Annotated in this window: 17 protein-coding genes; 7 read left to right on the forward strand and 10 right to left on the reverse strand. The window is 58.9% G+C overall.

Annotated elements, in window-relative coordinates; all coding sequences use genetic code 11:
- Positions 1–186: 186 nt before the first annotated feature.
- Positions 187–2,292 carry a mechanosensitive ion channel family protein gene (locus tag ACI77I_RS22675; RefSeq protein ID WP_406998487.1) on the reverse strand — a complete coding sequence of 702 codons (2,106 nt, stop codon included), beginning with the start codon at positions 2,290–2,292 and terminating at the stop codon, positions 187–189.
- A gap of 381 nt (positions 2,293–2,673) precedes the next feature.
- Between ACI77I_RS22675 and ACI77I_RS22680 the strand changes: the two genes are divergently transcribed.
- Genes ACI77I_RS22680 through ACI77I_RS22695 form a run of 4 tightly spaced genes read left to right on the forward strand, consistent with a single transcriptional unit; the run spans position 2,674 to position 5,813 of the window.
- A complete protein-coding gene (locus ACI77I_RS22680) occupies positions 2,674–2,835 on the forward strand; it encodes a hypothetical protein (protein WP_406998488.1) in 162 nt (53 codons plus the stop codon).
- Positions 2,832–3,608 carry an endonuclease/exonuclease/phosphatase family protein gene (locus ACI77I_RS22685; RefSeq protein ID WP_094953405.1) on the forward strand — a complete coding sequence of 259 codons (777 nt, stop codon included), beginning with the start codon at positions 2,832–2,834 and terminating at the stop codon, positions 3,606–3,608. Before ACI77I_RS22680 ends, ACI77I_RS22685 begins: the two co-directional genes overlap by 4 nt.
- Positions 3,605–4,867, forward strand: coding sequence for a cardiolipin synthase ClsB (gene clsB, locus ACI77I_RS22690; RefSeq protein ID WP_406998489.1), 1,263 nt, complete (start codon positions 3,605–3,607; stop codon positions 4,865–4,867). The genes ACI77I_RS22685 and clsB overlap by 4 nt, the downstream gene beginning before the upstream one ends.
- Positions 4,857–5,813 (forward strand): lysylphosphatidylglycerol synthase domain-containing protein, encoded by a 957-nt coding sequence (locus tag ACI77I_RS22695; RefSeq protein WP_406998490.1) that lies wholly within the window; start codon positions 4,857–4,859, stop codon positions 5,811–5,813. Before clsB ends, ACI77I_RS22695 begins: the two co-directional genes overlap by 11 nt.
- A 143-nt stretch (positions 5,814–5,956) precedes the next feature.
- Here ACI77I_RS22695 and ACI77I_RS22700 read toward each other — a convergent pair whose 3' ends face one another.
- On the reverse strand, positions 5,957–6,712 hold the full coding sequence (locus tag ACI77I_RS22700) for a S9 family peptidase (RefSeq protein ID WP_094953402.1): 756 nt from the start codon (positions 6,710–6,712) through the stop codon (positions 5,957–5,959).
- Positions 6,702–7,811 carry a DUF3182 family protein gene (locus ACI77I_RS22705; RefSeq protein WP_406998491.1) on the reverse strand — a complete coding sequence of 370 codons (1,110 nt, stop codon included), beginning with the start codon at positions 7,809–7,811 and terminating at the stop codon, positions 6,702–6,704. The genes ACI77I_RS22700 and ACI77I_RS22705 overlap by 11 nt, the downstream gene beginning before the upstream one ends.
- 239 nt (positions 7,812–8,050) lie before the next feature.
- Here ACI77I_RS22705 and ACI77I_RS22710 point away from each other — a divergent pair, with 239 nt between their 5' ends.
- Positions 8,051–8,611 (forward strand): cysteine hydrolase family protein, encoded by a 561-nt coding sequence (locus ACI77I_RS22710; protein WP_406998492.1) that lies wholly within the window; start codon positions 8,051–8,053, stop codon positions 8,609–8,611.
- A 20-nt stretch (positions 8,612–8,631) separates the two neighbouring features.
- On the opposite strand, the gene tam is transcribed toward ACI77I_RS22710, so the two are convergent.
- Positions 8,632–9,393, reverse strand: coding sequence for a trans-aconitate 2-methyltransferase (gene tam, locus ACI77I_RS22715; protein WP_406998493.1), 762 nt, complete (start codon positions 9,391–9,393; stop codon positions 8,632–8,634).
- A gap of 103 nt (positions 9,394–9,496) precedes the next feature.
- On the opposite strand from tam, the gene ACI77I_RS22720 reads away from it, so the two are divergent.
- Positions 9,497–10,600 carry a hypothetical protein gene (locus tag ACI77I_RS22720; protein ID WP_406998494.1) on the forward strand — a complete coding sequence of 368 codons (1,104 nt, stop codon included), beginning with the start codon at positions 9,497–9,499 and terminating at the stop codon, positions 10,598–10,600.
- A gap of 111 nt (positions 10,601–10,711) precedes the next feature.
- Here ACI77I_RS22720 and ACI77I_RS22725 read toward each other — a convergent pair whose 3' ends face one another.
- Positions 10,712–11,239 (reverse strand): single-stranded DNA-binding protein, encoded by a 528-nt coding sequence (locus ACI77I_RS22725; RefSeq protein WP_010467282.1) that lies wholly within the window; start codon positions 11,237–11,239, stop codon positions 10,712–10,714.
- A 9-nt stretch (positions 11,240–11,248) separates the two neighbouring features.
- Positions 11,249–12,643 carry an MFS transporter gene (locus ACI77I_RS22730; protein WP_406998495.1) on the reverse strand — a complete coding sequence of 465 codons (1,395 nt, stop codon included), beginning with the start codon at positions 12,641–12,643 and terminating at the stop codon, positions 11,249–11,251.
- Positions 12,644–12,821: 178 nt separating this feature from the next.
- On the opposite strand from ACI77I_RS22730, the gene uvrA reads away from it, so the two are divergent.
- The gene (gene uvrA / locus ACI77I_RS22735) at positions 12,822–15,656 is read left to right on the forward strand and encodes an excinuclease ABC subunit UvrA (RefSeq protein ID WP_406998496.1); all 2,835 of its coding nucleotides are present in this window, start codon (positions 12,822–12,824) and stop codon (positions 15,654–15,656) included.
- A 65-nt stretch (positions 15,657–15,721) separates the two neighbouring features.
- Here uvrA and bfr read toward each other — a convergent pair whose 3' ends face one another.
- The 4 genes from bfr to ACI77I_RS22755 all read right to left on the reverse strand — a co-directional run bounded on the left by bfr (position 15,722) and on the right by ACI77I_RS22755 (position 19,475).
- Positions 15,722–16,186, reverse strand: coding sequence for a bacterioferritin (bfr, locus tag ACI77I_RS22740; RefSeq protein ID WP_015886133.1), 465 nt, complete (start codon positions 16,184–16,186; stop codon positions 15,722–15,724).
- Between the two features lie 155 nt (positions 16,187–16,341).
- Positions 16,342–17,796, reverse strand: coding sequence for a catalase (locus ACI77I_RS22745; protein ID WP_094950470.1), 1,455 nt, complete (start codon positions 17,794–17,796; stop codon positions 16,342–16,344).
- A 249-nt stretch (positions 17,797–18,045) separates the two neighbouring features.
- Complete coding sequence (gene rplQ / locus ACI77I_RS22750; protein WP_007918448.1) at positions 18,046–18,432, reverse strand: 50S ribosomal protein L17; 387 nt, start codon at positions 18,430–18,432, stop codon at positions 18,046–18,048.
- A gap of 41 nt (positions 18,433–18,473) precedes the next feature.
- The gene (locus tag ACI77I_RS22755) at positions 18,474–19,475 is read right to left on the reverse strand and encodes a DNA-directed RNA polymerase subunit alpha (RefSeq protein WP_003176403.1); all 1,002 of its coding nucleotides are present in this window, start codon (positions 19,473–19,475) and stop codon (positions 18,474–18,476) included.
- Positions 19,476–19,491: the final 16 nt, after the last annotated feature.

Genomic DNA, 19,491 nt, shown 5'->3' on the forward strand with positions numbered 1-19,491 from the left:
AGACTTTTTGCTTACTTTTGGGTCTTTCCAAAAGTGAGCCGCTGTAAGAGCGGAACCCTAAGCAGCCGTTACCGCAGCAACGGATATGTACTCATATCTACCTAAAAACCCCGTAAAAAGCTTAGCGCAACACAAAAAGTTGCATAGATACCTCTGCCCATCACGGGCAAGCCCGGCCATCACCAACTATTGAGACCTGGGCTGCTCGGTAAACACCACCGAAGCCGGCACCTCAGCATCCGGCTCATCCACCTGGGCTGTACGCTTAGGCAACAGAACCTGCTGTGGATAAGTTTGCGCGAAGTGCACCTCATCACAGTTATCCACAAGCTTTTTCAAACGCTGGTTAAACGCACGGCTCACCGCATATTGCCCGCCCGACACCGTGCGGAATTGCGCGGTGAGCACCACGCCGTTGAGGTCCATTTTGTCGACGCCAAACACCTCCAGCGGCCCTTGCAGGTTGTACTTGAGGAACACATCGTCGCGAATCGATTGCCCGGCCTCGCGGATCAGTTCCACGGCCTTGTCCACGTCGGTGTCGTAGGTGAACTGCACCGAGAAGAACGCGTAGGCAAATTGCCGCGACTGGTTGGTGACCGCCTTGATCTGCCCGAACGGCACCGAGTGCACAAAACCCTTGCCGTCGCGCAGGCGCAGGGTGCGGATGGTCAGGCCTTCGACGGTGCCGGCGTGGCCGGAGTCGAGCACCACCCAGTCGCCGATGGACAGCGTGTCTTCAATGATGATGAACAGGCCGGTGATCACGTCCTGCACCAGTTGCTGCGAGCCGAAACCGATGGCCAGGCCGACCACACCGGCACCGGCCAGCAGCGGCGCGACGTTGATGCCCAGGTTGGCCATGGTGGTGATCGCGCAGATCACCACCAGGACGATTTTCACCGCGTTACGCAGCAGCGGCAGGATGGTTTTGACCCGTGTGCTTGGCTGGCGGCTCGAGCGTTTATTCACCGGCGGCTTCAGCGCCTCCTGGATCGCGGTGTCGAGCACCACCCAGAACAGCCAGGTCATCAGCAGGATCAGGCCGATGCTGCTGAGGGAGTCGCTGATCGCGCGGCCCACCGAGTTGCGCTGGGCAAATTCGAACAGCGAGATGCCCCAGATACGCCCGAGAATTTCGATAAACGCGATGGCCATGACGATGCGCAGGATCGCGTGCAACAGGCTAAGGAAGCGTTCCTTATAGGCGCTGCTGCGCTGGATCGTCACCTGGCTGCGAGACTTGAACAGGTGTTGCAGCACCGTGCTGAGAAAGACCGTGCCGATCAGCAAAATCGTGGTGAACAGCGCGCAACGCAGGGCCTTCTGGTTATCGTCGCCGGCGCCGATCAGGTTGATCGCCGAGACCAGCACCATCAACAGAATCGGCCAGTACCACAGCCCGGAAAACACCCGCAGCGACTGCTGCAATGCCGGGTGTTTGAGGCGCTGGGCCAGCGGCCGATTACGGATCAGATGCGCCACCGGGCGACGCAGGCGCACCACCAGCACACCGAAAATCACCGCCGCGAACAGGCCGGTGAATACCGCGATGCTGCTGGTGATATTGCCACCCAACTGCCGGGCGATTTGCGGGCTGGTCAGCGCGTCACTGAGGGCCGCGAGGAAGCCAATCAGGAACAGCGGCTTGGGGCAGTAGTCGCGAATGATCTGCACAGCCGGACGTTTGTGGCCGACGTTGAACATGACGATCACGCACAACAACATCGACGTGGAAAAGATACCGCTGCTGGTGGCGTAGGCAAAACACAGCGCCAGCGCGCGGCCCACTGACGAGGGCAAGAAGTGGCTGACGTAGAGGGTCAGCGGCAGGCAGATAATTGCTGGAACCGTGAAGGGCACCACATACCCAAGGATGCCTTGCAGGCGCTCGCGCTGTTCGACGAAATGCCGCCGACTCAGGCGCTGGACGAAAAAGCGCCCCAGTAGCATCAACACCGCAAAGGCGCCCACCCACACCCCGGACAGCAACAGGAAGTCCCCGGCCACGCTCCACGGCGAGCGTTGGGCGGTCTGGTCGACCAGGCGCCCGACTTCATCCGCCGCGCGGTCGGCGCGCAGGCGCCAAGCGTCGATGAGGTTTTGATTGAGCTCGAGTTTGTCCTGCACGTCGTCAATGCTGGAGCTGATGGCGCCGAGCAGGCCGCCTTCTACCAGCAACTCGGGTTTGGCCGGCGTTTCGGCTGCAGGCGCGGTGGCCGCAGCTTGCAGTGCGCCGCTGCCACAAAACAGCAGCGCGCCAAGCAGTAATGCAGCCTTTAGATTCAGCAAAACATCGAGCTCCTTCAGCAGGGTCTGTAAGGAACTGACGGGTTTTCATCCTCATCGTTCCCTGGCGTTTTCCGCACAAGCCAACACCCGACACTGCGCGCCTGATTGAAACCTAGGGTTGACCCCCGCGGCGTTTAACGTGGGGATCGCGGGGGTGCCTGGGCCGGTGGCCTGATCGTGGCGCACATTGATGTGGGAGCGGGCTTGCCCGCGATAGCGGTGGGTCAGCACCGAGTTCATCGCCTGACCCACCGCTATCGCAGGCAAGCCTGCGCCCACATTTTGACCGTGTACCGTCTGTAGGTCCGTGGAAACTTTCCGGCAAAAACGGCAGTCATCCCAAAACGGAGGTCACTTGACCCTACACCCACGGGAGCAACCATGGCGGCGATTTACATCGGCATTTCAGGCTGGCGCGGGGCCTGCTACCCCGAGGGGCTGCCCCAGAAACGCGAATTGCAATGTGCGTTACGCGCCGCCACGTTGGACAAGCACCTGCTCAGCGAGCTCGGCAAATTGCCGACATCTGGGGTGCTGCCATGACCCATCCTGAATTGATCCCCGCCACGCCCACCGCCGCCATCACCCGGTTCACCGTGCTGACGGTGAATATCCACAAGGGCTTCACCGCGCTGAATCGACGCTTCATCCTGCCCGAGCTGCGTGAAGCGGTGCGCAGCGTGGGCGCCGACATGGTGTTTCTGCAGGAAATCCACGGCACGCACGAGCGCCATCCCCAGCGCTACAGCGATTGGCCGAAGATGCCGCAGTACGAGTTCCTGGCCGACAGCATCTGGCCGCAGTTCGCCTATGGGCGCAACGCGGTGTACCCGCATGGCGACCACGGCAATGCGCTGTTGTCGAAATTCCAGATCGTGCGCTACGACAACCTCGACATCTCGCAAAGCGGCCATGAAAGCCGTGGCCTGCTGCACTGTGTATTGCGCCTGCCAGGCACCGGCCAGCACGTGCATGCGATCTGCATGCACCTGGGCCTGCGCGAGGTGCATCGTCAGCAGCAATTGCGTTTGCTGGAGCAACGGATCAGCGAGATTCCCGCTGACGCGCCGCTGGTGGTTGCCGGTGATTTCAACGACTGGCGCCAGAAGGCCGACCTGAGCCAAAGCGGCCTCAAGGAAGTGTTCGTCCACGCCCACGGCAAGCCTGCGCGCACCTTCCCGGCGCGCCTGCCGTTGCTGGCGCTGGATCGCATCTACGTGCGCAACCTGAAGATTCATAACCCCAAGGTGCTGACGACCCGGCCTTGGTCGCATTTGTCCGACCATGTGCCGCTGTCGGTGGAGATCGAGTTATGAGCGTCGCGGTAGAACACATCGCCACCGACCAGCCGCCGGATGAAGCCAAGGCGCGTGATCTCGATTACGGCTGGCAAGGCGGCAACCTGCTCGAACTGCTGGAGAACGGCGAGGCGTACTTTCCGAAGGTCTTTGACGCGATGCGCCAGGCGCAGCGGGAGATCCTGCTGGAGACGTTTATCCTGTTCGAAGACAAGGTCGGGCATGAACTCAAAGGCATCCTGATCGAGGCGGCGCAGCGCGGCGTGAAGGTGGTGGTCAGCCTGGATGGGTTCGGCTGCGGCGAGTTGAGCCCGGCCTTTCTCGGCGAGCTGGCGCAGGCGGGCGTGCTGGTGCAGATGTTCGACCCGGCTTCGAAAAGACTGGGGATTCGCACCAACTGGTTTCGCCGCTTGCACCGCAAGATTGTGGTGGTGGACGCTACGGTGGCGTTTATTGGCGGGATCAATTTTTCGGCGGATCACTTGGGTGATTTCGGCCCCGAAGCCAAGCAGGATTACGCCGTGCAAGTGACCGGCCCGGCGGTGGCGGACCTGCACCATTTCGCCCTCGCCCAAAGCGGTCGCCAGGTGCGTACGCGGCGCGGCTGGCGGCGGCGTCAGCAACGGCCCTCGCTGTGGCCCCGCGAGAACGAGGACGGTCTGGTACGCCTGATTTACCGCGACAACGTGCAACACCGCGATGACATTGAAGAGGCGTATATCCACGCCTTGAGCAAAGCCCGAAATCGTGTGGTGATCGCCAACGCTTACTTCTTCCCCGGCTACCGCCTGCTGCGCGAGATTCGCAACGCCGCGCGCCGTGGCGTGCACGTGCAACTGATCATGCAGGGCCAGCCGGATGTGCTGCTGGCCAAGCTGGCGGCGCGTATGCTTTACGACTATTTGCTCAAGGATGGCGTGGTCATTCACGAGTATTACCAGCGACCGCTGCACGGCAAAGTCGCGCTGGTGGATGACGAGTGGAGCACCGTGGGCTCGAGCAACTTGGACCCGTTGAGCCTGTCGCTGAACCTGGAAGCCAACGTGCTGATTCGCGACCGCGCGTTCAATCAGCAGCTGTACGAGCGCCTGGAGCTACTCGCGAAAAACCATTGCCAGACCATGCCGGAAAACCGCAAGCCACGCCTGTGGTTATGGCGCTTGACCGTGGGTTTCCTGGTGTTTCATGTGATGCGCCATTTCCCCGCGCTGACCGGTTGGCTGCCGGCGCACAAACCGCGCTTGAAGCCTTTTGAGAGCCAGGCCCATGACCGCTGAAGCCGGCCGCTCGCGCTTCAAGCGTTGGAAGAAACCGCTGACCATCGCCTTCTTCCTGCTGCTGATCGTGCTGTTTACCCTGCTCGCGCGGCGCATCGACTGGAGCGAGGTGTTGCAGACGCTGGGTGACTTCAAGGTGCGCACGTTGTTGATCGCAGGCGCGCTGACCTTGTGCAGTTTTCTCGTCTACGCCAGCTTCGATCTGATCGGCCGTACTTACATCCGCCAACCCTTGGTCTGGAAGCAGATCCTGCCGGTGGGGATCATCAGCTATGCGTTCAACCTCAACCTGAGCGCGTGGGTCGGCGGGATTGCCATGCGTTATCGGCTGTATTCGCGGCTGGGTGTGAGCACCAGCAATATCGCCAAGATTCTTGGGCTGAGCCTGGCCACCAATTGGTTTGGCTATATGGCCTTGGCCGGTGTGGTGTTCAGCAGCGGGTGGGTGACCATGCCGCCGGGTTGGAAAGTCAGCACTTTTGCCTTGCAAGGCATTGGGATGTTGCTGGTGTTGGTCAGCCTGGGTTATCTGGCGGCCTGCCGGTTTTCGAAAAAGCGCGCGTGGTCGATCAAGGGCATCGAGATCAATCTGCCGTCGTTGCGCATGGCCTGTTTACAGTTGGTATTAGGCGCGTTGAATTGGTCATTGATGGCGGCAGTGATCTTTACCTTGTTGCCGGCCAAGTTGGACTATCCGCTGGTGTTAGGCGTGCTGCTGATCAGCGCAATTGCCGGTGTGGTCACGCATATACCGGCCGGGCTTGGGGTGCTGGAAGCGGTGTTTATCGGGCTGTTGCAGCATGAGGCGTCGCGGGGCAGTTTGCTCGCGGGGTTGATTGCTTACCGGGCGATCTACTTTATTTTGCCGCTGTTGATTGCGTTGGTGATGTACCTCGGGGTTGAGGCTAAGGCCAAGGCGTTGCGGGTGAAGAAGACCCCCGCCTGAGGAATGTGTCGAGTGGTCTGGCGCCTTCGCGAGCAAGCCCGCTGCCACATTTTGACCCTGTTTCAAGGATGTACTCGGTCGAATGTGGGAGAGGCGGTTCGACGCTTCGACTTGCTCGCGAACGCGCCCTGAAGAGTACTGCATCAGCGCGATTGAATAATGCTCAACCGCTCGCCCACGACCATCTCGGTAATCCAGTCCACCAGGATCGAGGTGTAGGCCTGCTGCGACACCGGGTCGCTCAAGGAGTGGTCGGCTCCGTCGATGATGCGGTGGGTCAGGGAGTGGGTCTGCTGGCACGCCGCGCGGTAGCTCATGATGGTGGCGTGGGGCACGTGGTCGTCGGTTTCCGATTCGACAATCAGCACATCGCCGGTGAATTTCGCGCAAGCATGCAGGGCGCGGTTGGTTTCGGCGTGCACCAAGGTGCTGCGGTAATCCATCAGGTCGGCCTTATCCAGGTCGCGCTTGGGCGTAAGCCATTTCTGGTCGCGGTACAGCGCCGGCACGCGCAGCGCCAGCCAGCGCACCGGGCGCAATGAGGTGAGAATCGCCGCCAGGTAGCCGCCGTAACTGGTGCCCACCACCGCCACGGCCGAGGTGTCGATGGCCGGGTGTGACAGCAGGCGGTCGTACGCGGCCAGCAGGTCGCGCAGGTTGTCTTCGCGAGTGACGCGAGACAACGGAATACCGGTGCCGGCGTGGCCGCGCAGGTCAAAGGTCAGGCACACGCAACCCAGGCCCGCGATGCCTTTGGCGCGCTCCAGGTCACGCTCTTGGCTACCGCCCCAGCCGTGCACAAACAACACGCCCGGCACTTTGGATTTGGGGCTCAGGAACGTCCCGCTCATCTGTTCGTCGTCGATGTCGATCGCAATGCTTTCGCTTCTAGCCGTCATAAGATTTAACCGTTACGTACTTGAGAAGAAAGTCGCTGTTTTCGGCCGGGCCGCGGTACACCTCGATGGCATCCGCCGGCAGCGGTTGGTCCACATAGGTCTCCACCGAGCAAACGTGGATCGCGCGCAGGCCGGGGTGGTTGATGAAGCTTTGCAGCGCCGCGACTTCCGCGCTGCTCGCCCCGCCCATGCGCCAGGATTGTTCGAGCACGCCGCTGCGGCGTTGGCCTTCGCTGTCCAGGCCTTGGGCAATGTCGTAGTTGCGCCGTGACGCGTAGAAACCAGGGTAGGCCTCATCGGCGGCTGTGTCGAAGACCTGGGCTTGTTCGATGGCTTGGCGTACGTCGTCCGGCAGCTGGAGCGCCAAGAGGTCTTCGTAGTCGCCGGGCACGACCAGCAGGTTGGAGCCACCGTAGACCGCTTCGCCCTGCCCGTCCTGGGTGAGGTATTGCTCGCCGCAATAGCTGAACACGTGATCGCCGATAAAGCTCTGGCCCACGCTGTGAGTGATGACGTCGTGCAGGTCTTGCTCCAGCACCACGCCTTCAGTGAATAACTTCGTGATATCGGGCCGCGCCAGCAAGGCTTTGAATTCATCGAGGCTGTGGATAACTTCCTGCCCGCGCCCGGCGCAGGCATGCACGGGCTTCAAACGAATCGGCCCGCTGTAGAGCAGGCGCATGGCTGCGGGCAGTGCGTCCTCCAGGGCGAAAACGCTGAGGCCATCGAGAACGACGTTGCGCACACGCTCGGCAAACATCGGCGACCAGCCTTCGGGCGCCGTTGCTTCAGGGCTTAGCAGGCCATGGGTGATGGCTTTGGTGCAGATGAAATCGTGATCGACATAACCGCCCCACAGGTCTTGCGGCCCTTTGACGTTAAGCGTGAGCGCTTGGGCCGGGCCGACCAGGGTTTGCGTGGGCAACAGGTACAACTCGCGCTCGGCATGTAACTGCGGGTTATAGCTGCCGCCGAATTTAAGCCCCAGGATCTGCGCCAACCAGCGCGCCAAGGCACGGTTGGTCTCGACTTCGTGCTGCGGGGCGCCCTCTCGCGTGGAGTGCGCGACCACCCGTTTCTTGCGTTGAGTTGGGGTCATGCGTCCCCCTTGGCCATCCTGCTATGTGTGTGAAAAGAAGGTTGCAGGGATCAAGCCAAGGCGCGACAGAAGAGGACGGTTGTTAAATCAATCAGTTACTGGAAAAGTAATGGCAGTAGGCCTGTTTGATTCTGCACGACACGGCGTTATACACGCGGCGTTCTGCACGATTCACACGGCCTTTGCCCGGCGCCAGCTAAGATGCTGGAGGCCCATCCACCTATCACGAGGTATCTCGCATGGCCAAGCAAGCGCTTATCCTGATCGACATCCAGAACGACTACTTCCCCCAAGGCAAGTGGCCACTCGACGGCGTGGAGGCGGCGGCAGACAAGGCCGCGCAGGTGCTGGCAGCCTTTCGCCAGGCAGGCAATGCAGTGATTCATGTGCGCCATGAGTTCACCTCAGAAGACTCACCGTTCTTCACGCCGGGCTCCGAGGGCGCTCATCTGCATGCCAAGGTGCTGAACGAGGCGAATGAGCCGGTGGTGCTTAAACACTTTGTGAATGCGTTTCGCGGGACCGATCTGCGGGCGTTGCTGGAACGACGGGCCATCACCGACGTGGTAGTGGCAGGCAGCATGAGCCATATGTGCATCGACGCGGTGGTGCGGGCAGCGGCGGACCTGGGCTACAAGGTCACGGTGCTGCATGACGCGTGCGCCACGCGGGATCTGGAATTCAATGGGCAGGTGATTCCGGCGGCGCAGGTGCATGGCGCCTATATGGCTTCACTGGCCTTTGCCTATGCGGGCGTGGTGTCGACGGATGAGTACTTGCAGACGCAAGCGGCGGTATGACCGCCACTTGTCGCCGGGCTTCAGCGGGTAGCGATGATGAACAGACGCGGGAATGGCAGCAACACGGTGCCATCGCCCAGCGCGGGGTAAGCCTGGGTAATCCGCGCCAGGTATTCCTGTAGGAAGGCGGCTTTTTCGCTATCGGTCAACGGTGCGAGAAAGGGCCGCAAAGCCGAAGCCTTGAACCATTCCACCACGGCCGCGTGGTCTGCCAGCGGGTGCTGGTAGGTGGTGCGCCAAACATCGACGGTGCTGCAGTGTTGGCTCAGCAGCTCGTAGTAGTAAGGCGCCGTGTGCCGCTCATTGTGTTTGACCGCACCGATCTTCGCCGCCCATGGGCCATCGGCCGCGACGTCACGGGCCAGGCGGTGGGCCGGTTCGTCGAGGTTGTCCGGGGTCTGCACGGCCAGCGTGCCGCCAGGCGTCAGTTGGCTGACCAGGTGCGGATAGAGCGTGGCGTGGTTCGGCAGCCATTGCAGGGAAGCGTTGGCCAGAATCACGTCGGTTTTTTGTGCTGGATTCCAGGCGCCGATATCCGCCAACTCGAAATTCAGTGCCGGTAGGCGCTTACGGGCATCCACCAACATATCGTCGGAGCTGTCCATGCCGGTCACGTGTGCCTGTGGAAAACGCTCGGCCAGCACTTCGGTGGAATTGCCAGGGCCGCAGCCCAAGTCGACGGCGGTGCGCACATCCGTATTGGGGATGGCCGCGACCAGGTCACGGACGGGACGGGTGCGCTGCTGTTCAAACATCGTGTACTGCTTGGCTGACCAGGTCATCGCGGCGTTCCTACTTCTTGAGGTTGGCCACAGCCTAAATCTTGTGAGCCATGAGAACAAATGCCAGGATTGATGCGCGCTCAACCTATGGCACCAAATAGAGATGAACAAAGAGAATTGGGACATTCAATTTATCAAACCCTGTCGTCATGCCCACGAGACTCATCGGATACTGACACCGGCGTACACGCTGCAAATGGCCCAAGCAGGCTATCTGGTTCAAATAAACCTGGATAATTGCTCGATACAAAGGATGGAAGACCTGACGGAAGCGGCGACCGTTGAGGATGTAGAACGAGTAGGGTTACTGCCTCTTTACCGGCTACTCAATGAAGGCAAGGTTGCCCTCTCAGGCATCGGCGTTCATGAAATGCCTGAATGGAGAGTCAGTACTGCCCAGCACGCTTATGAACGCTTTTGCAGAAAATTCTGGCCTGCCCATAAGGACGATACCGAGGCTACACAGCGCCCGTACGATACCAATGCGGCAGAGCAAAGGGTCACTTTTACCAAACTTGACGACGGCTCCAGGCTCGTCTTTGGCTGTGCCTATACCGCCTTTCTACACATTCAAAACGTAAAACTGAATCACTCCAACCTCTCACCAGAAGATCAATTCTCGATCTATCTGCATGGCATGATCAGCATGATCGACATGGTGAGCGCATTTGAGTTGGAAATAGCGAAGTACGCCTTTTGGACGCTTAACAAAAAGGAAATAAACCAGCTACCTCCAACGATAAAGCAGCGTAGGAAAGACATCATAGAGAATTTTGCCAAACCCAAATCGACGCTTGAAAAATGCAAAAGCTCAGCTTTCGACTCTGCGCTGGACCTTTTCTGGTTAAGCGGTGCAAACGTGTCAGATCTGAAAGGCGACATTGAAATAGCGGGAAAGAAGCTGAAGATCGACAGTTGGGTGGGCACCAACGATCACAAGCTGTACAGAATATCGCGTGACATTCACTCTTGTCCTTTCGAAGGCTCCACCATGAGACGCCTGGCCACAACCAGAGAAAACGAATTAGTGACCTCGCCGTATTGGATGAATGTCGACGCGGAATCGAGGGAACTGCTGCGCTACCGGCATGACCGGGGCCATTCAAAAATTAATGATTTTCTTCAACGCATCGACAGCTCGGTCAATCACCTGGAAAAAAACATCGAAACGTTTTTCACAGAGAAACCCAACGCCACTGCAATTTAGCGCTAAAACTCAACATACAGAGATCCGGGTTCCTTTTAGCGTGCCCATAAAAAAGCGAAGCCAAATTAATGGCTTCGCTTCTAATGTTTACGGTTCTGAAAAAGCTGCGGTTCAGAACGGGATATCGTCATCAAAGCTGTCGAAATCCGGAGCCGGCTGTGGAGCGGCCTGTTGTGGCGGCGGCGCCTGACGCGACTGTTGCGGTGCCGACTGCTGCGGGCGCGGAGCCTGCTGGCGTGGGGCCGGAGCGGACTGCTGGTAGTTATTGCCCCCGCCTTGTTGGTCGCCCTGCTGTGGACGGCCGCCCAGCAGTTGCATGGTGCCTTGCATGTCGACCACGATTTCAGTGGTGTAACGCTTGATGCCGTCTTTTTCCCACTCGCGGGTTTGCAGTTTGCCTTCGATGTAGACCTGCGAACCTTTGCGCAGGTACTCACCGGCGATCTCTGCAACCTTGCCGAACATCGACACGCGGTGCCATTCGGTCTTCTCGACCTTCTGGCCGGTCTGCTTGTCGGTCCACTGTTCGCTGGTCGCCAGACTCAGGTTGGTCACGGCGTTACCGTTAGGCAAGTAGCGAACTTCGGGATCCTGGCCGCATGTACCGACCAATATGACTTTGTTAACCCCACGGGCCATAACGTTCTCCTAAGCTGGGCGCGCTGTCGGCACTGGGTTGACCAGTTGCTCGAGCGTCGCGCGATCCAATAATTCGGTGTCCAATTTGATGTAAATGGCCGCCTCTTCAGCGACCACCACTGCATCTGTTACCCCAACGACGGCCTTCAGGCGCTCTACCAGGCCAGCTTCACGAATTGCTTCGGGCGACAGCGGCAGGCGCAGGCTTGTGACGTACGGAGGTTCGCGCATGGTAACAGCAAAGGCCAGCCAAAGTGCAGCCAGCCCGGCGCATCCGAGGAACACAACCGACAAACCGCCATGCTGGAACATCCAGCCACCCATGATGCCGCCCAGCGCAGAACCAAGGAACTGGCTGGTGGAATACACGCCCATCGCCGTGCCTTTGCCACCGGCCGGTGAAACTTTACTGATCAGCGAAGGCAACGAAGCCTCCAGCAGGTTGAACGCGGTGAAGAACACCACCGTGCCGATTACCAACGCCCGCAGGCTGTCGCCGAATTCCCAGAAGAATAGCTCAGTGAGCATCAATGTCGCGACGGCGCCCAGCAGAACTCGTTTCATTTTGCGTTTCTTCTCGCCGTAGATGATGAACGGGATCATGGCGAAGAACGAGATCAACAAAGCAGTCAGGTAGACCCACCAGTGCTGCTCCTTGGGCAGGCCGGCTTTTTCGACCAGTGCCAGGGGCAGCGCGACGAAGCTGCACATCAGCATCGCGTGCAATACGAAGATACCTAAATCCAAGCGCAGCAGGTCCGGGTGCTTGAGCGTCGGCAATAACGCCTTGCGTGCAACGCCGGACTCACGGTGCGCCAGGGTGCCGGTGGAGCGCGGCACCATAAACGCTACGATCACAATGCCGAACAACGCCATGCCGCCCGTGGCGAGGAACAGCCCGTGCAGACCAAAGGCGCGCGTCAGCAAGGGGCCGACCACCATGGCCACCGCGAACGACAGGCCGATGGTCATGCCGATCATGGCCATGGCCTTGGTGCGGTGTTGTTCGCGGGTCAGGTCCGAAAGCAGCGCCATGACGGCGGCGGAAATCGCCCCAGCGCCTTGCAGGACGCGCCCGGCGATTACACCCCAGATCGAATCCGACTGCGCCGCGAGCACACTGCCGAGGGCGAACACGATAAGCCCCAGGTAAATAACCGGGCGGCGACCAATGCGGTCGGAAATGATCCCGAACGGAATCTGAAAAAGCGCCTGGGTCAGGCCATAGGCGCCAATCGCCAGACCGATCAGGGCGGGGGTTGCGCCTGCGAGATCCATTCCATAGGTCGCCAGCACCGGCAACACCATAAACATGCCAAGCATACGGAAGGCGAACACCAGGGCCAGACCGCTTGCCGCTCGGGTCTCGCCGCTACTCATGCGTTCGCTGTGGGGATCGTGCATGGAAAAACCTCGTGTGAACCGGCGGCGATTCTACCAGTCCCATCGATTGAGAGGGTATATGCGGCGCTTTGCCGCGCAGCTTTCATGTAAGGCTGCACCCGGCACTTTGGCAGTGTATATTCATCCAGTCTTTAGCCGTATACTCCTGCATTATTTACGCCCGCCGTGCGAGGCCATCTTGGACAAGATCCTGATTCGTGGGGCTAGAACCCACAACCTGAAGAACATCGACCTGACCCTGCCCCGGGACAAACTGATCGTCATCACCGGCTTGTCCGGGTCCGGCAAATCGTCCCTGGCGTTCGACACGCTGTATGCCGAAGGTCAGCGTCGCTATGTGGAATCGCTGTCGGCCTATGCCCGCCAGTTCCTGTCGATGATGGAAAAGCCCGACGTCGACACCATTGAAGGCCTGTCGCCGGCGATCTCCATCGAGCAGAAGTCGACCTCCCATAACCCACGCTCCACCGTGGGCACCATCACCGAAATCTACGACTACCTGCGTCTGCTGTATGCGCGCGTGGGTATTCCGCGTTGCCCGGACCACGATATTCCGCTGGAAGCCCAGACCGTCAGCCAGATGGTCGACCTGGTGCTGGCTCAGCCGGAAGGCGCCAAGCTGATGCTGCTGGCGCCGGTGATTCGTGAGCGTAAAGGTGAACACCTTTCGGTCTTCGAAGAGTTGCGTGCGCAAGGTTTTGTGCGCGCGCGCATCGACGGCAAGCTCTATGAGCTGGATGAAACGCCGAAACTCGACAAGCAGAAGAAGCACTCCATTGATGTGGTGGTCGACCGCTTCAAGGTGCGCGCCGACTTGCAGCAGCGTTTGGCCGAGTCGTTCGAGACCGCGCTGAAACTGGCGGACGGTATTGCACTGGTTGCGCCAATGGATGACGAGCCGGGCGAAGAGATCATCTTCTCTGCGCGCTTTGCGTGCCCGATCTGTGGCCATGCCATCAGCGAGTTGGAACCCAAGCTGTTTTCCTTCAACAACCCGGCCGGCGCTTGCCCGACGTGTGATGGGCTTGGGGTTAAACAGTTCTTCGACATCAAGCGCCTCGTCAACGGCGAGCTGACCTTGGCGGAGGGCGCGATACGCGGTTGGGACAGGCGTAACGTCTACTACTTCCAGATGCTGGGGTCATTGGCCTCGCACTATAAATTCAGCCTGGAAGTGCCGTTCAACCAACTGCCGGCGGAGCAGCAGAAGGTCATCCTGCACGGCAGCGGTTCGCAGAATGTCGACTTCAAATACCTGAATGATCGTGGCGATATCGTCAAGCGCTCGCACCCGTTCGAAGGCATCGTGCCGAACTTGGAACGGCGCTACCGCGAGACTGAGTCGGCGAGCGTGCGCGAAGAACTGGCCAAATTCCTCAGCACTCAGCCTTGCCCGGATTGCCGCGGCACTCGTCTGCGTCGCGAAGCGCGGCATGTGTGGGTGGGTGAGAAAACGTTGCCGGCAGTGACCAACCTGCCGATCGGCGATGCCTGTGAGTATTTTGCCGGGCTCAAGCTGACCGGACGCCGTGGGGAGATTGCCGACAAGATCCTCAAGGAAATCCGTGAGCGCCTGCAGTTCCTGGTTAACGTCGGCCTGGATTACCTGTCACTGGATCGCAGCGCGGATACCTTGTCTGGCGGTGAAGCCCAGCGGATTCGCCTGGCCAGCCAGATTGGCGCCGGCCTCGTGGGCGTGCTGTACATCCTCGATGAACCGTCGATTGGCCTACACCAGCGGGACAACGACCGTCTCCTGGGAACGCTGAAGCATCTGCGGGACATCGGCAACACGGTGATCGTGGTCGAGCATGATGAAGACGCGATCCGCCTGGCGGATTACGTGGTCGACATCGGTCCGGGCGCGGGTGTGCACGGTGGGCATATTGTTGCCGAGGGCACGCCGGCCGAGGTCATGGCTCACCCGGATTCGTTGACCGGTAAGTACCTGTCCGGCCGCGTGAAGATTGCAGTGCCGGCCAAGCGTACGCCACGCAACAAGAAGATGGCGTTGCATCTCAAGGGCGCGCGCGGCAACAACTTGCGCAATGTGGACCTGGAAATTCCTCTGGGCCTGCTGACCTGTGTGACCGGCGTTTCCGGTTCGGGTAAGTCGACGCTGATCAACAACACGCTGTTCCCACTGAGTGCCACCGCCTTGAACGGCGCGACCACTCTGGAAGCGGCTGCACACGACAGCATCAAGGGCCTGGAGCATCTGGACAAAGTCGTCGACATCGACCAAAGCCCGATCGGCCGTACACCGCGCTCCAACCCCGCGACCTATACCGGCTTGTTCACGCCAATACGCGAACTCTTCGCCGGTGTGCCGGAATCCCGCTCGCGGGGTTATGGGCCTGGTCGGTTCTCGTTCAACGTCAAGGGCGGGCGCTGCGAAGCGTGCCAAGGCGATGGCTTGATCAAGGTGGAGATGCACTTCCTGCCGGACATCTACGTGCCGTGCGATGTGTGCAAGAGCAAGCGTTATAACCGCGAAACCCTGGAGATCAAGTACAAGGGCAAGAACATCCACGAAACCCTGGAGATGACCATCGAGGAAGCGCGGGTGTTCTTCGACGCGGTGCCAGCGTTGGCGCGCAAGCTGCAGACGCTGATGGATGTGGGCCTGTCATACATCAAGCTAGGGCAATCGGCGACAACGTTGTCCGGTGGTGAGGCGCAGCGCGTGAAGCTGTCGCGCGAGCTGTCCAAGCGCGATACCGGCAAGACCCTGTATATCCTCGATGAGCCGACCACAGGCCTGCACTTTGCGGATATTCAGCAATTGCTGGACGTGCTGCACCGCTTGCGCGACCACGGCAACACAGTGGTGGTGATCGAGCACAACCTGGATGTGATCAAGACTGCCGACTGGCTGGTGGACCTGGGGCCGGAAGGCGGCTCCAAGGGCGGCCAGATTATTGCGGTCGGTACGCCGGAGCAGGTCTGCGAGATGCCGCAGTCGCATACCGGCTACTACCTGAAGCCGTTGTTAGCACGCGACAAAGCCTGATTTATCCGGCGCATGAAAAAGCCCCTGTCACTTTGCGGTGACAGGGGCTTTTTTGTAGCCGGGAATCAGAACTGCGATTGCAGGTAATTCTCCAGGCCAACCAATTTGATCAGGCCCAACTGCTTTTCCAGCCAGTAGGTATGATCTTCTTCGGTGTCATTCAACTGCACGCGCAGAATTTCGCGAGTGACATAGTCGTTGTGCTGCTCGCACAGCTCGATGCCCTTGCAGAGTGCGGCACGCACCTTGTATTCGAGGCGAAGGTCAGCTGCGAGCATGTCAGGCACCGTGGTGCCCACATCCAGGTCGTCGGGACGCATACGTGGCGTGCCTTCGAGCATCAGGATGCGGCGCATCAGCGCATCGGCGTGCTGTGCCTCTTCTTCCATTTCGTGGTTGATACGTTCGTAGAGCTCGGTAAAGCCCCAGTCCTCGTACATACGCGAATGGATGAAATATTGGTCACGAGCTGCCAGTTCGCCCGTCAGCAACGTGTTGAGGTAATCGATTACGTCGGGGTGACCTTGCATCGCCCTACATCTCCCTGCTTGAAAGTCTGTAGTTTGAACCATGATGACCCGGAGGTCACGGGACCAACGGCAGAAAAGTGAAGATTTCCGGAGAAAAGTAGCTGAAATAACGCAAAAACCACCCAAATGAGGGCGGTTCTGCTTATCGTTTAGACTTAACTAAGCGTTACGCCCAGTGCCCTTGCGATTGCTTCTCCATAAGCCGGGTCTGCGTTGAAGAAGTGCTGCAGTTGGCGTTGGACTACATCGCTGGAAACACCCGCCATCGCACCGCTAATGTTGCTGATCAACAGAGCTCTCTGACTATCATTCATCAAGCGGAACAACGCGCCTGCATGACTGTAGTAGTCGGTGTCTTCACGCTGGTCGTAACGATCTGCCGAGCCGCTCAACGCCAAAGGCGGCTCAGCGTACTGTGGCGCTTGTTTCGGTGAATTAGCATAGCTATTCGGCTCATAGTTAGGTGACGCGCCGCCGTTAGTGCCAAAAGCCATTGAGCCATCACGTTGATAGGTATGGGCATTCGCAACAGGCAGAGGCGCATTGATCGTCAGTTGCTGATGGTTCGTCCCTACGCGGTAGCGGTGGGCATCGGCGTAGGCGAATACACGACCTTGCAGCATGCGGTCTGGCGACAAGCCAACACCCGGAACCATGTTACTTGGGCCAAACGCAGCTTGTTCTACTTCAGCGAAGTAATTCAATGGGTTACGGTTGAGTTCCAGTTCACCCACTTCAATCAACGGGAACTCCTGCTGCGACCAGGTCTTGGTCACATCAAAGGGGTTCTCATAGTGCGCGGTGGCCTGAGCCTCGGTCATGACCTGGATATTGACACTCCATTTTGGATAGTCACCGCGCGCAATCGCTTCAAACAAGTCGCGCTGAGCGTAATCAGGATCGGTACCGGCCAGCCGTTCAGCCACGTCAGGCGCCAGGTTCTTGATCCCTTGCTTGGTCTTGTAGTGCCACTTAACCCAGTGGCGCTCGCCTCTGGCGTTGATCAGGCTATAGGTATGGCTACCGAAGCCGTGCATGTGGCGGTAGCCGTCTGGAATACCACGATCCGAGAACAGAATAGTGATCTGGTGCAGCGCCTCAGGCGAGTGCGACCAGAAATCCCACATCATCTGCGCGCTTTTCAGGTTCGTTTGCGGCAGACGTTTTTGAGTATGGATGAAGTCAGGGAACTTCAGCGGGTCGCGGATAAAGAACACGGGCGTGTTGTTACCAACAATGTCCCAGTTACCTTCCTCGGTATAGAACTTCAACGCAAAACCACGCGGGTCACGGGCAGTATCCGCCGAACCACGTTCGCCGCCCACGGTGGAGAAGCGCAGGAAGGTTGGAGTTTTCTTCCCAACGGACTCGAACAGCTTGGCGCAGGTGAGCCGGGTGATATCGCTAGTGACGGTAAAGGTGCCGTGAGCGCCCGAACCTTTGGCGTGCACACGACGCTCTGGGATATTTTCACGGTTGAAGTGGGCGAGCTTCTCGATCAGGTGAAAGTCGTCGAGCAACAATGGCCCACGAGGGCCGGCAGTGCGGGAGTTCTGGTTGTCGGCGACGGGCGCACCGCTCGCGGTGGTAAGGACTTTGTTCTGGCTCATGCTCAATCTTCCTCAGGTCAGGCTAGAAACTGCCGGCTACTCGGCTTGGAGGGAGTATTGACCATCAAGATGACACCATCAAATGCATTAAATCATGGACTTTGATAGAAAATAACTAATGAACCGTCATAGCAGATAGCTATTTATTTTATGAAGAGCGTCGGCAGCGACGTGAAGAATATAGACAGCTTTTGCATCGCCCACAAAAAACCGGGCACTAGGCCCGGTTCTTCGTTGCAGACTGTCGTCTTACTCGGCGCTTACAGCTTCGCCGGCAGTAGCACGATCAACCAACTCGACGTACGCCATAGGCGCGTTGTCGCCAGTGCGGAAGCCGCACTTGAGGATGCGCAGGTAGCCACCCTCACGGGTAGCATAACGCTTGCCCAGGTCGTTGAAGAGCTTACCAACGATAGCTTTCGAACGAGTACGGTCGAAAGCCAGACGGCGGTTAGCCAGGCTGTCTGTCTTGGCCAAAGTGATCAGCGGCTCAGCAACGCGACGCAGTTCTTTAGCTTTCGGCAGTGTAGTTTTGATCAGCTCGTGCTCGAACAGCGACACCGCCATGTTTTGAAACATGGCCTTGCGGTGCGAGCTGGTACGGCTCAGGTGACGACCACTTTTACGATGACGCATGGTTCATTCCTTACCAAACTCACGTTCGGTGATTACGACGATCAGGCAGTCGCCTTGTCGTCCTTCTTAAGACTTGCAGGCGGCCAGTTGTCGAGGCGCATGCCGAGGGACAGACCGCGGGAGGCCAGAACGTCCTTGATTTCAGTCAAGGATTTCTTGCCCAGGTTCGGAGTCTTCAACAGTTCTACTTCGGTGCGCTGAATCAGATCGCCGATGTAGTAAATGTTTTCCGCCTTAAGGCAGTTAGCCGAACGTACAGTCAGTTCCAGATCGTCAACCGGGCGAAGCAGGATCGGATCGATCTCGTCTTCCTGCTCGATTACCACTGGTTCGCTGTCACCTTTGAGGTCGACGAACGCAGCCAACTGCTGTTGCAGAATGGTTGCAGCGCGGCGGATAGCCTCTTCAGGATCCAGAGTACCGTTGGTTTCCAGATCAATAACCAGCTTGTCCAGGTTAGTACGCTGCTCGACACGGGCGTTTTCCACCACGTATGCGATGCGGCGAACCGGGCTGAACGAAGAGTCAAGCTGCAAGCGACCAATGCTGCGGCTTTCGTCTTCATCGCTCTGACGCGAGTCGGCCGGTTCATAACCACGACCACGAGCTACGGTGAGCTTCATGTTCAGGGCGCCGTTAGACGCCAGGTTAGCGATTACGTGATCGGGGTTAACGATCTCGACATCATGATCCAGCTGAATATCGGCAGCGGTAACCACCCCCGAACCCTTCTTCGACAAGGTCAGCGTAACTTCGTCACGGCCGTGCAGCTTGATAGCCAGACCTTTAAGGTTCAACAGGATTTCAATTACGTCTTCCTGTACACCTTCGATGGCGCTGTACTCGTGGAGCACACCGTCAATCTCGGCCTCGACTACTGCACAGCCGGGCATTGAGGACAACAGGATGCGGCGCAGCGCGTTGCCCAGGGTGTGGCCAAAACCACGCTCGAGAGGCTCGAGAGTGATCTTGGCGCGGGTTGGACTGACAACCTGCACATCAATGTGGCGGGGTGTCAGGAACTCATTTACCGAAATCTGCATGGATGCACCTATTTTC

The organism is Pseudomonas sp. D47 (assembly GCF_045447305.1).
In the GTDB taxonomy this organism is placed as follows: Bacteria; Pseudomonadota; Gammaproteobacteria; order Pseudomonadales; family Pseudomonadaceae; genus Aquipseudomonas.